We start from the raw sequence: 11,944 nt of genomic DNA, 5'->3' as shown, positions 1-11,944 counted from the left end.
CATCCGTGATGGGTGGGGGAGGGGAGGGAGAGGGTAGAGGCGCCAACCAACAAAGTCAGCCGTTGCCGGGGCGGCTGGCACAGTGGGTGCGCCAACCGGAGAGTAAGATACAACGCTGAAGCTCAGTCCGCGCCGGGGAGGCTAGCGGCGGTCGGCGCGCACGGCGGCCAGCGCGTGCGCCCTGGCCGTATGAATATGGTCGATAATGGCGGCTAAGTTATGTCCATCGGAGGCACGCGCAAAAATAAAAGGACCGTCGCCGCGCATCCGGCGCGAGTCGCGCTCCATCACGCCCAGGTCGGCCTTGACTAATGGTGCCAGGTCTATCTTATTGATAACGAGTAAGTCGGCCTGCGTAATGCCGGGGCCGCCCTTGCGCGGCACCTTGTCGCCGCCCGACACGTCTATGACATAAATCGAGTAATCGACCAGCTCGCGGCTGAAGTGCGCGGCTAGGTTATCGCCGCCGCTTTCCACAAACAGGTAGTCAAGCTGATTATTAAACTTCTGCATCAGGCCTTCGAGCGCATCCATGTTCAGCGAAATATCTTCGCGAATGGCGGCGTGGGGGCAGCCGCCGGTTTCGACGCCCACGATGCGGTCGGCGGTGAGAGCACTTTCGCGGATAAGAAACTCGGCATCCTCGCGGGTGAAGATGTCGTTGGTGACGACCCCTAGCCGGTAGTCGTCGCGCAGGTTTTCGCACAACGCCTTGAGCAAGGCCGTTTTGCCGGTGCCTACCGGCCCGCCGATGCCTACCGTGAAGGCCCGCTTGCGGAAGTTGCGGTAGGGCGGCAGGCGCCGGGTTTCGCGCTCGGCAAAGTCGCCGGGCGACTCCAATACCTCGTGGCTATGGCCATGGAGCAGCAGCGCCAGTTTCTCTACGAAGGCCATAAGTGATTAATTCTGAAAGAGTCGCGAGTAAAGGTCGTCGTGAAAAATCTGCGCTACATCGAGCAACAAGGTGCAGCGCGAGGCCTCGGTGTAGGGCCGAATATCGGCCGAATCCAGCAAACTCTCAAAAATTTCGTAAAAATCGTGTTGCAGCCGGTGCCCCGCCATCGGCCCCATGAAACCCAGCCGGATGGCCGCGCTGAGCTGGTCGCGCAAGGCCAGGTGCAGGTAAGTAGCCTGAATATCAGCCAGCGCGAAGCCCGTCTTAGTCAGGCTCAGGCCAAACAGCGGCACAAAATGCGCGGGCAATTGCTGCCGCGCCAGCTCGCGGCCCAGCTCGGCTAGCCCCACCTCGGAGTAAAAAGTGGTCAGCAGCTTTAGCCAGTTTTTGCCCTGCGTGAGGCTAGCCTGGTGCAGGGCGGGCGTGAGCAACTGGGCATCGTACTCGGTAAATAAGTTGGCTAGCTCCGCTTCAGCCAGGTCCGAGGCCGACGTAATAAATGGCAGCTCAAACCCAACGGCTTGCTGCAGAAAGGAATAGAGATAGGACCGAAACTCGGTTTCGGTGCGCACAAGGCCAAAGGTGAGGCTGCTTTCCAAGCCGTAAGAATAGGCGAAGGAGCCGGTGGGGAGGGCCGAGTCGGCGAGGTGGAGCAGGTGGGCGAGGTGCGGCATCGTATTGTTCTAGCGGGGCCAAGGGAGGTTACCCGTTAGATTAGAATAGATTATACAACTGCGCCAGCGGCAGCGTCTGCGCCGGCTCGCACGTCAGGTGCACGCCATCCACTATCACGCGGTATGTTTCCGGGTCTACCTCGATGTTGGGTAAGTAGTCGTTCAGCGCCATGTCTTTCTTGGCCACGCTCCGGCAGCCCTGCACCGGCAGCACGCGCTTACTCAGGCCGTATTCGCTCGACACTTTCTCCACTGAAGCACCCGCCACAAACGCTACCGAGCACGGCCCCGTCGCTTTGCCGTAGGCCCCGAACATCGGCCGCGAAAACGACGGCTGCGGCGTCGGAATGGAGGCGTTCGGGTCACCCATCTGGGCCTGCACGATGACGCCGCCCTTAAGTATCATCTCCGGCCGCGAGCCGAACAGGGCCGGTTTCCACAGCACCAAGTCGGCTAGCTTGCCGATTTCGACCGAGCCAATTTCGTGGGCCATGCCGTGGGCGCGGGCGGGGTTAATGGTATACTTAGCCACGTAGCGGCGGGCGCGGAAGTTGTCGTTGGGGCGCTTCGCGTCCGCATCCTGGGGCAGGGGGCCGCGCTGCTGGCGCATCTTGTGGGCCGTTTGCCAGGTGCGGGTGATGACCTCGCCCACCCGGCCCATGGCCTGCGAGTCACTGCTGATGATGCTCAGCGCGCCCATATCGTGCAGAATGTCTTCGGCGGCAATGGTTTCGGGGCGGATGCGGCTCTCGGCAAAGGCCACGTCCTCGGGGATGTTCTTGTCGAGGTGGTGGCACACGAGCAGCATGTCGAGGTGCTCGTCGATGGTATTCACCGTAAACGGCCGCGTGGGGTTGGTGCTCGACGGAATGACGTTGGGCTCGCCGCAAATCTTGATGATGTCCGGCGCGTGCCCGCCGCCCGCGCCCTCGGTGTGGTACGAGTGGATGGTGCGCCCCTTGAAGGCCGCCACCGAGTTTTCCACGAAGCCGCTCTCATTCAGCGTATCGGTGTGGATGCACACCTGCACGTCGTACTTGTCAGCGATAGTCAGGCAGTTATCAATTGTGGCGGGGGTAGTGCCCCAGTCCTCGTGCAACTTAAAACCCAGCGCCCCGGCCTCTACCTGCTCGGCTAGCCCCTCGGGCTTCGAGGAATTGCCCTTACCCAAAAAACCGAAATTCATGGGGAAGGCGTCGGTGGCCTTGAGCATCATTTCGATGTAAAACGCGCCCGGCGTGCAGGTGGTGGCCGTGGTGCCAGCGGCCGGACCGGTGCCGCCGCCCACCATCGTGGTCACGCCCGAGGCCAGCGCCTCGGTTATCTGCTGCGGGCAAATGAAGTGGATGTGGCAGTCGATGCCGCCCGCCGTGAGGATGTGCCCCTCGCCGGCCACCACTTCGGTGGTCACACCCACCACCAGGCGCGGGTCCACGCCGGGCATGATGTGCGGGTTGCCCGCCTTGCCAATGCCCACGATGCGCCCGCCCTTGATGCCAATATCGGCCTTGTACACGCCGGTGTAGTCGAGCACCAGCGCGTTGGTAATCAGCAAGTCGAGCGCGTCGGCCTGCGCGATGCCGGCCGCCTGCCCCATGCCATCGCGCAGGGTTTTGCCGCCGCCAAACTTGCATTCCTCGCCGTACACGCAGTAGTCGCGCTCGACCTCCAGCAGCAGGTCGGTATCGCCCAGGCGCACCCGGTCGCCCACGGTCGGGCCATACATAGCGGCATAAGCCTGCCTGGAAAGAGGTAGGGACATAAGTGTTTTTATTTAAAATAGATGTAGGAATTAGGAAGTCTGTTTTTGGGGATTTTGCATCTAGAAATAATTTCGTCATATCTGGCTCTTGGTAAACTATTTTTCATTTGATGTACTAAGCTCATCAATTTACCTTCATACGCTTGAGCAACATATGAGATTCTGTCGTTCGTTGATAGCTTATGCTGTTTACCCATAAAAATAGCTATTTCATTAATAGCCTCACCACTTGTGATAATAAACTTATAATTATTTGCATCATAATTGACAGACACGGTAGTTGCTCTGTAAAAAGTTGGCGTTTTAAGCTCTGAGTTGTAGTGATTAGATTCTTTAATAATGTTTTCACTAATTCCCCACAGTATATCAACCATTTCCACGCATTCATCTATTTTCTTCTCCCAACCAGATAGATGCTCAGGCTTGGTAAATTTCGTTTCTAAGCTGCTATAAGTCACATAAATTCCTTCGCTGTGACTTAAGCGAAAAATTATTGCGTCCAAACTTCTGTACTTAGTGTGCAGCATGACTATTTCTAAAAAGTCTCGTTTTCGCTTGCAGAGTAAGGCCAATTATTAACCTTGGGAATTACCATCCAGTATCTGAGTACGAAATGTATAGGCGGCATTTCTCGCGGTGTGAAAAAATAATCAGCTTCTGGATTTTCCTTTGACCCTCTTGCTATACCTGTTAGATAAATTGGTTCTGAATTATTGCCCATTGTTGTGCAAAACAATAGTGTCTTGCCTAACGGCATTTTGGTTTCGCTATCAATAGGTATCCATTGAGTATCCATGACGGTGTCTTGATTGAAGTGGAAAAATGTCTCCTGGTTACCCCAGCTTCCCCAACGCCTGCTGCTTGCCGGCCTCATCGAGCGGGCCATCAATCCAGCCGTTGCCGCCGTACACGCGGCGCTCGCCGGCCAGCGCTACCAGTTGCACGCGCTTGCGCTCGCCCGGCAGCGGCATTAAAAGGCAAAATCCATTTCGGCCAGCTCGCGGCCCACGGCGCGCACGCCTTCCAGGATGCGGCGCGTCTGGGTGGGGCTAGGCTTTTTGCTACCGGCAATATACTGGCCGAGCAGGCTTTGGGTCATGCCCAGGCGCTTGGCCAGCGCGGCGGCGTTGATGACTTTGTAGGCGTCGAAAAACGATTTCAGGTCGTAGGTGATTTTCACGTCCTCGATACCGATAGTGCGGCCGGTATCGCTCAGCGCCAGGTTCAGCACTTCCACCATGTTGGTTTTCAGCTCTTCGAAGCTGGTGCCCACCGTATAGGCTCCTTCGCCTTCGTTATAAGCGCTGTAGCCGGTGGGGGTGCGTTCCACTATCATCTCGTATTTTTTCATCGCTGACTAGGTTTAGGTAGTAAATTTATTACCTGGTAGGGGGACTTGGGCAAGGCTATCGAAAGTTTCCCAGGCTATTTCAGGCCCGCCTGTTTCAGCAGCACGGCGGCTAGCCCTTTACCGACCTCGGCGCTGCCGTGCAAGGGAAACTCAATACAGCCGCTCCGGGTGAGTGCTTTCTTGGTAGCGTGCGCCAGTTTGATGTGGCTGCCTGATTGAGCAATTTTATACCAGCCATTTTTAGTCAGCCGGCGAAAGAGCTCGGAGCTTTTCACGGCCGCAGGTCGGTATCGCCCAGGCGCACCCGGTCGCCCACGGTCGAGCCATACATAGCGGCATACGCCTGCCGGGAAAGGGGTAGGGACATGGTATTAGTATAAAAGGTCAGCGACTTACTTTGAATGGCTGAGAGCAGTATTTTCCGTAGCTCTTTCTATCCCAGCCTGTACCTGTCGTTTTACTGTAAAAAATTTCAAATCGTATGTATTTGCTGTATTTTAAAGGAGGAAGCTTATAGCTAATATCTGCTGTTTTGTCTTTGCCTAAAAACGTTAATGCTACTACCGCATCTTCATTGCAATCAGTGTTCTTTTTTATGTCGCTTATCAAACATTCCCAATTTCCACTGCTAGCATTAGGTCTATCTGAACTGTAAAGACTCACGCTGTAAAATAAAGAATCTCCGCAGGCATTCTTAAATTTTATAGTATAATCATTTTTGGCTTTCGACTGACACGATAAGGTTAGGCATTCGTCGGATGGACGACCGGCAAACAACCCTAAAACAAAGGGAAATAAAACTATCGCTTGCATTGCTCTTGAATTCTATTTAGGATTACCCCAGTTTCCCCAGCGCCTACTGCTTGCCGGCTTCATCGAGCGGGCCATCAATCCAGCCGTTGCCGCCGTACACGCGGCGCTCGCCGGCCAGCGCTACGAGCTGCACGCGCTTGCGCTCGCCCGGCTCGAAGCGCACCGCCGTGCCGGCCGGGATGTGGAGCCGGTAGCCAAACGCCGCCGCCCGGTCGAAGTCCAGCCCCGGGTTGGTTTCGAAGAAGGGGTAGTGCGAGCCCACCTGCACCGGCCGGTCGCCCCGGTTCAGCACCTCCAGCTCGATAACGGGGCGGTTTTCGTTCAGGATAATGTCGCCGTCGGCCAGCAGGTACTCGCCCGGCGCGGCGGCGGGCACCGGCGCAGCGGCCGGGGCCGTGCGGCTGAGGCCACTGCCGTAGAGCGCCAATTCGGGCGAGCCGTGCTCGCGGCAAATGGGCTGGTGCACGGTCACGAGCTTGGTGCCGTCGGGGAAGGTGCCTTCTACCTGCACCTCATGCAGCAGGTCGGCCACGCCCTCCAGCACGTCGGCCAGGCCCAGGAGCTGCTTGCCCTTGTCCATGAGCGCGGCCACCGATTCGCCGTCGCGGATAAACTCCAGCAGCTGGGTGGCGAGCAGGGCGGCGGCCTCGGGGTAGTTGAGGCGCAGGCCGCGGGCGTAGCGCTTCTGGGCCACTACGCCGGCCTGGTGCAGCACCAGCTTGTCGAGGTCTTTGGGGGCGAGGTGCATAATTTCTTGGCTAGGGGTGCTAAAGTAGGGGTAGGGACGGGCAAATGCTAACTTCCCCCGCGGCCCCCTCTCCAAAAAGAGGGGGAGCCTAGCGATTTTCACGGCCGATGACGGTTGGCTCCCCTTCTTTTTTGGAGAGGGGGCCGCGGGGTAAAATTCACACGTGCGTCCACACCATCCACCCGCCATACCCCACGCTCAACCCCGACGACAGCACCACCGCGCCCGCCCGCAGCCGCCGGCCCAGCCGCATCCGGGGCGTGAAGGGAATCCGCATTAAGCTCACTGCCACCAGCATCCCCAGCACCGAACCTAGCCCAAATAGCAGAATGTAGGCAATAGCCCCGGCCACGCCGGGGAGCGCGCTCATGGCCAGCAGTACCAGCGCGCCGCTGCCGGCTAGCCCGTGCACCAGCCCCACGGTATAGGCCACACTCGCCCGCTGGCTGGCGGGCGGCCCTTGGCGGTACGAGTTCTTATCCAGCAGCCGGCTGATGCCCAGGCCCATCAGCATCACGCCCACCACGGCCTCGAAGTAGTGCGATTGCAGAAATGTGGCCCGGCTGAAAATGAGCAACCCGCCAAAAATGACGAGCATCGTAGTGTGCCCCAGGCCCCAGAACAAGCCGTTTTTGAGGGCTGCCCGCGTTTCATCATGCCGCGCCACGAGGGTGCTCACTGCCAGCAGGTGGTCGGGCTCGAAGGCGTGGCCCATACCCATGACGATGGCGAATAAAAGGGGTAGGAGCGTGTGCATTAAGGGCAGAAACGGCGTGAAAGATAAACCCGGTCGTCATGCAGCGCGCAGCGAAGCATGACGACCGGGTTTCAACGATGAAGCAGCAGCAGTTTACGCCGTCCGAATCATCCAAATCTGGCACCCGAAGTGGCCGCTGTCGCCCAGCGGCTCTTGCAGGTATGTAAACCCCAGCCGCTCATAAAGCGGGATGGCCTGGGTCAACTCATCGGTGGTTTCGAGGTAGACGCGGGCGTAGCCAGCAGCGCGGGCAGCTTGCAGGCAGTGGTCGATGAGCGCCTTGCCCACGCCCCGGCCCCGGGCGGCGGGCCGCAGGTAAAGCTTTACCAGCTCCACCGTATCGGCGGGCAGGCCCTGGGTGGGGAAGATGCCGCCGCCGCCCAGCACCTCGCCGTTCAACTCGGCTACGAAGTAGGCGCTGTGGGGCGTTTGGCTGAACAGCTCGTAGAGGTGGTCGGTGGCTTCGTCGTAGTAAGCGGTGCCGGGCTTGGCCGCGCCAAACTCGGCCAGGGTATCGCGCACGGCGCGGGCCAGGGCCGCGTTGTCGCCGGAGGCAATGGGTCGGATAGTGATGTCAGCCATTATTTCAGCAGTTCGTGCAGCACCGTCTGCATGGAAAACGTCCGGTTGCCGGCTTCCTGAATAATGAGCGAGCCCGGCGCATCGAGCACGGCATCCGATACTTCCACGTTGCGGCGCACGGGCAGGCAATGAATGAACTTGGCATCGTTGGTGCCGCGCATGTGCTCGGGCGTAAGCATCCAGCTCGGGTCGTTGCTGAGCACCTGACCATAGTCGCGGTAGCTGCTCCAGTTTTTGGCCTGCACGTAGTCGGCGCCTTCCAAAGCCTTGCGCTGGTCATACTCGATGGTAGCGCCCTTCGTGAATTTGGGGTCCAGCTCGTAGCCCTCGGGGTGGGTGATGACAAAATCCACCCAGTCGATTTCCGAAAACCAGTCGGCAAACGAGTTGGGCACGCACTGCGGCAGGGCGCGCACGTGCGGTGCCCAGGTCAGCACCACTTTTACACGCTCTTTCCGCTTGGTTTCGGCCACCGTGATGAGGTCGGCAAACGACTGCAACGGGTGCAGCGTCGCGCTTTCGAGGCTGATAACTGGCACCGTGGCGTATTGCAGAATCTTGCTCAGCACCTCCTCGCCGTAGTCGGCTTCCTTATCCTTCAGCGTCGGAAACGTCCGCACCCCTAGCACGTCGCAATATTGGCTCATCACCGCGATGGCATCTTTGATGTGCTCCTGCGTCGAGCCGTTCATCACCGCGCCGTCGGCCATTTCCAGCGTCCACGAGTCGGCCCCGGCGTTCAGCACCCAGGCTTGCGCGCCTAGGTTGTAAGTGGCTTTCAGGCTGCTGAGGCGGGTGCGCAGGCTAGGGTTGAAAAATATCAGTCCCACAGTTTTGTTCTTGCCTATGTGCTGGTAGCCATAAGGATTTTGCTTGATTTCGCGGGCCTGCTGCAACAGTGCTTTGTAGTCGCCCGCATCGGCGAAGGAGAGGAAATTTTTCATTTTAAATTCAAAATAGCGCAAAGCCGAAAGTAGAACGTCATGCTGAGCTTGTAGAAGCCTCTCTACCACGCCGTTAGGATTAGTAATCCAACGAAGCGGCCAAGATGCTCCGACAAGCTCAGCATGACGTTCTGTTATTCTTCGATAAGGACGGCTACTGCGCCTTGTACTCGTTCCAGCTCTTAATCTTTAAGTCGCTCATTTCCAACTCGCAGAACGCGGTAATAAACGCGCTCGCCAGCCGCGCATTCGTCAGCAGCGGGATGCTGAAATCGACGGCCGTGCGGCGAATCTTGTAGTCATTATCCAGCTCGCCTTTCGTCAGGTTTTTAGGGATGTTGATGACCATTTCGATTTCCTTATTCCGCAGATAATCGAGCACGTTGGGCTGCTGCTGGCTGTCGGGCCAGTGGACGAGGGTAGAGGCTAGCCCCATGTCGGCGAAGAACTTATGCGTGCCCTCCGTGGCGTAGAGCGTGAAGCCGCGCTCGGCCAGCAGCTGCGCCACGGGCAGTAGCGTCACTTTCGAGTTGATGGGCCCGCCCGAAATCAGCACCGATTTTTGGGGGATGCGATAGCCCACCGACAGCATCGACTTAAGCAGCGCCTCGTCGGCGGTGTCGCCCAGGCAGCCTACCTCGCCGGTCGAGGACATGTCCACGGTCAGCACCGGGTCGGCACCGGCCAGGCGGGTAAAGGAGAACTGCGACGCCTTGACACCCACGAAGTTGGAGTCGTACACCAGCTCGCTAGCGTCGCGGTCTACGGGCACCCCTAGGAGTACTTTCGTGGCCTTGGTAATCAGGTTATTGCCCGAAACTTTCGACACGAAGGGGAAGCTGCGCGAGGCGCGGATGTTGCACTCGATAACCTTCAGGTCGTTGTTTTTGCCCAGGAATTGGATGTTGAACGGCCCGCTGATTTCGTAGCGCTTGGCGATTTTCTCGGCAATGGCCTTGAGGCGGCGCACCGTCTCTACATACACCTTCTGGGGGGGGTAGTACATGGTGGCGTCGCCCGAGTGCACGCCCGCAAACTCGACGTGCTCCGAGATGGCGTAGCTCACGATTTCGCCGTGGTCGGCCACCGCGTCCAGCTCGATTTCCTTGGCTTCTTCGATGAACTCCGACACCACCACCGGGTATTCGGTGCTCACTTCCTTGGCTAGCTTCAGGAAAGTTTCCAGCTCGTAGTTGTTGGAAACCACGTTCATAGCCGCGCCCGACAGCACGTAGCTCGGCCGGATAAGCACCGGGAAACCCACTTTGCCCACGAACTCAAACACGCCTTCTAGGGTCGAAAGCTCGCTCCAGCGTGGCTGCGAAATGCCCAGCTCGTCCATAATCGACGAGAACTTGTGGCGGTTTTCGGCCTCGTCGATGCGCTCGGGCGAGGTGCCCAGCACCGGCACGTTTTCCTGGTGCAGGCGCATGGCGAGGTTGTTCGGAATCTGGCCGCCCGTGGAGAGAATAACCCCACCCGGCTGCTCAAAATCCAGAATATCCATCACCCGCTCAAACGACAGCTCCTCGAAGTACAGCCGGTCGCTCACGTCGTAGTCGGTCGAAACGGTTTCGGGGTTGTAGTTGATAACGATGGTTTTATAGCCCTCGGCGGCGGCGGTTTGGATGGCATTCACGCCGCACCAGTCAAACTCCACGCTGCTGCCGATGCGGTACACGCCCGAGCCCAGCACGGCCACCGCCTTGTCAGTTTCGGGCGCCAGGTCATTCTCAGTGCCGTGGTAAGTGAGGTACAGATAGTTCGTTTTGGCCGGAAACTCGGCCGCCAGGGTATCAATCTGCTTCACCACCGGCAAAATACCCAGCGACTTCCGCAGCGTGCGCACGCGCAGTTCACTGTTGCGTAGGTCGTTTTCACCGTAGAACTTGGCGGCTAGCTGCATGTCCGAGAAGCCCAGCTTCTTGGCTTCTTTGAGCAGCGCCTTGTCGGGCGCAGTGCCGTCGCCGAGCGGCAGGAGCTTTTGGCCCAGTTCAAATATGGTACTCAGGCGCTGTAAAAACCACAGGTCGATTTTCGTCAAATCGTGGATTTGCTGCACCGTGTAGCCCAGCTCAAATGCCTGATTAATAGCGAAAATACGCTCCTCGTTGGGGTCGCTCAGCAGTTTGTCTACCTGGGCGTTGGTCACGGGCGCCTCGGGCCGATTGGCCACGAAGCCGCGGCGGCCGGTGTCCAGCATCCGCAGGCCTTTTTGAATGGCCTCCTCGAACGAGCGACCGATGGCCATCACCTCGCCCACGCTCTTCATGCTGGAGCCAATTTGTCGGGTCACGCCGTCAAACTTGCCCAGGTCCCAGCGCGGCAGCTTCACCACCACGTAGTCGAGCGCCGGCTCAAAGAGCGCCGAAGTCGTCTGCGTCACACTGTTTTTCACCTCAAACAGCCCGTAGCCCAGCGCCAGCTTGGCCGCCACAAACGCCAGCGGGTAGCCCGTAGCCTTTGAGGCCAGCGCCGACGAGCGCGACAAGCGCGCATTCACCTCAATCACGCGGTAATCCTCCGACACCGGGTCGAGCGCGTACTGAATATTGCACTCGCCCACAATGCCCAGGTGCCGAATGGTCTTGATGCCAATCTGGCGCAGCTTGTGGTACTCGCGGTTGCTGAGCGTCTGCGACGGGGCCACCACGATGCTCTCGCCGGTATGAATACCGATGGGGTCGAAATTCTCCATATTGCAGACCGTGATGCAGTTATCATAGCAGTCGCGCACCACTTCGTACTCCACTTCTTTCCAGCCCTTCAAGGATTCTTCCACCAAAATCTGGCTCGAAGTCGCAAACGCCCGCTCGGCCAGCGCCCGTAGCTCGTCCTCGTTATCAGCAAAGCCGCTGCCCAGGCCACCCAGCGCAAACGCCGCCCGAATAATCAGCGGAAAGCCTATTTCCAGACCCGCCGCGATGGCGTCGTCCATCGTGGTAACGGCCCGACTACGGGCCGTTTTTACGTCGATTTCATTGAGCTTGTCAATGAAAATATCCCGGTCCTCGGTGTCGATAATCGACTGCACCGGCGTGCCGAGCACGCGCACGTTGTACTTCTCGAAAATATTATTCCGGTAGAGCTGCACCGCGCAGTTCAGCGCCGTTTGCCCCCCAAACGCCACCAGAATGCCGTCGGGTTTTTCCTTCTTAATGACCTCCTCAACGAAATACGGTGTGACGGGCAGAAAATACACGTCGTCCGCAATATTGTCCGACGTTTGCACGGTGGCAATATTGGGGTTAATCAGGATGGTCGTAATGCCTTCTTCCTTCAGCGCCTTCAGCGCCTGCGAACCGGAGTAATCAAATTCGCCCGCCTCGCCGATTTTCAGAGCGCCCGAGCCGAGAACCAGTACTTTCTTGATGTCTTTCATTGGTTGCTTAAAGCCTTCAAAATAAGAAGGAAGCGA

General features: G+C 58.3%; 14 protein-coding genes. All 14 read right to left on the bottom strand.

Annotated elements, in window-relative coordinates:
* Window positions 1-141: 141 nt before the first annotated feature.
* A complete protein-coding gene (gene ureG / locus GKZ68_RS11165; protein WP_173114633.1) occupies window positions 142-894 on the bottom strand; it encodes an urease accessory protein UreG in 753 nt (250 codons plus the stop codon).
* A 6-nt stretch (window positions 895-900) separates the two neighbouring features.
* Window positions 901-1,569, bottom strand: coding sequence for an urease accessory protein UreF (locus GKZ68_RS11160; RefSeq protein WP_173114630.1), 669 nt, complete (start codon window positions 1,567-1,569; stop codon window positions 901-903).
* Between the two features lie 40 nt (window positions 1,570-1,609).
* Window positions 1,610-3,331 carry an urease subunit alpha gene (gene ureC, locus GKZ68_RS11155; protein ID WP_173114627.1) on the bottom strand — a complete coding sequence of 574 codons (1,722 nt, stop codon included), beginning with the start codon at window positions 3,329-3,331 and terminating at the stop codon, window positions 1,610-1,612.
* An 8-nt stretch (window positions 3,332-3,339) separates the two neighbouring features.
* On the bottom strand, window positions 3,340-3,858 hold the full coding sequence (locus GKZ68_RS11150) for a hypothetical protein (RefSeq protein WP_173114624.1): 519 nt from the start codon (window positions 3,856-3,858) through the stop codon (window positions 3,340-3,342).
* Window positions 3,859-4,164: 306 nt separating this feature from the next.
* Entirely contained in the window at window positions 4,165-4,302 is a 138-nt protein-coding gene (locus GKZ68_RS11145; RefSeq protein WP_217275242.1) for a hypothetical protein, read from the bottom strand.
* On the bottom strand, window positions 4,302-4,682 hold the full coding sequence (locus tag GKZ68_RS11140; RefSeq protein WP_173114621.1) for a helix-turn-helix transcriptional regulator: 381 nt from the start codon (window positions 4,680-4,682) through the stop codon (window positions 4,302-4,304). Before GKZ68_RS11140 ends, GKZ68_RS11145 begins: the two co-directional genes overlap by 1 nt.
* 74 nt (window positions 4,683-4,756) lie before the next feature.
* Entirely contained in the window at window positions 4,757-4,957 is a 201-nt protein-coding gene (locus GKZ68_RS22680) for a type II toxin-antitoxin system HicA family toxin (protein WP_173114618.1), read from the bottom strand.
* Window positions 4,954-5,049 carry a hypothetical protein gene (locus tag GKZ68_RS11130; RefSeq protein ID WP_217275241.1) on the bottom strand — a complete coding sequence of 32 codons (96 nt, stop codon included), beginning with the start codon at window positions 5,047-5,049 and terminating at the stop codon, window positions 4,954-4,956. Before GKZ68_RS11130 ends, GKZ68_RS22680 begins: the two co-directional genes overlap by 4 nt.
* 17 nt (window positions 5,050-5,066) lie before the next feature.
* On the bottom strand, window positions 5,067-5,495 hold the full coding sequence (locus GKZ68_RS11125; protein ID WP_173114615.1) for a hypothetical protein: 429 nt from the start codon (window positions 5,493-5,495) through the stop codon (window positions 5,067-5,069).
* 43 nt (window positions 5,496-5,538) lie between these two features.
* A complete protein-coding gene (locus tag GKZ68_RS11120) occupies window positions 5,539-6,243 on the bottom strand; it encodes an urease subunit beta (RefSeq protein ID WP_173114612.1) in 705 nt (234 codons plus the stop codon).
* 157 nt (window positions 6,244-6,400) lie between these two features.
* A complete protein-coding gene (locus GKZ68_RS11115; protein WP_173114596.1) occupies window positions 6,401-7,000 on the bottom strand; it encodes a HupE/UreJ family protein in 600 nt (199 codons plus the stop codon).
* A 93-nt stretch (window positions 7,001-7,093) separates the two neighbouring features.
* Entirely contained in the window at window positions 7,094-7,582 is a 489-nt protein-coding gene (locus GKZ68_RS11110) for a GNAT family N-acetyltransferase (protein ID WP_173114593.1), read from the bottom strand.
* Complete coding sequence (locus GKZ68_RS11105; RefSeq protein WP_173114590.1) at window positions 7,582-8,526, bottom strand: acetylornithine carbamoyltransferase; 945 nt, start codon at window positions 8,524-8,526, stop codon at window positions 7,582-7,584. Before GKZ68_RS11105 ends, GKZ68_RS11110 begins: the two co-directional genes overlap by 1 nt.
* A gap of 154 nt (window positions 8,527-8,680) precedes the next feature.
* On the bottom strand, window positions 8,681-11,908 hold the full coding sequence (gene carB, locus GKZ68_RS11100) for a carbamoyl-phosphate synthase (glutamine-hydrolyzing) large subunit (RefSeq protein WP_173114587.1): 3,228 nt from the start codon (window positions 11,906-11,908) through the stop codon (window positions 8,681-8,683).
* Window positions 11,909-11,944: the final 36 nt, after the last annotated feature.

It is taken from the genome of Hymenobacter sp. BRD128, assembly GCF_013256625.1.
Taxonomy (GTDB): domain Bacteria; phylum Bacteroidota; class Bacteroidia; order Cytophagales; family Hymenobacteraceae; genus Hymenobacter.
This window is presented reverse-complemented; position numbering and strand designations above follow the sequence as displayed.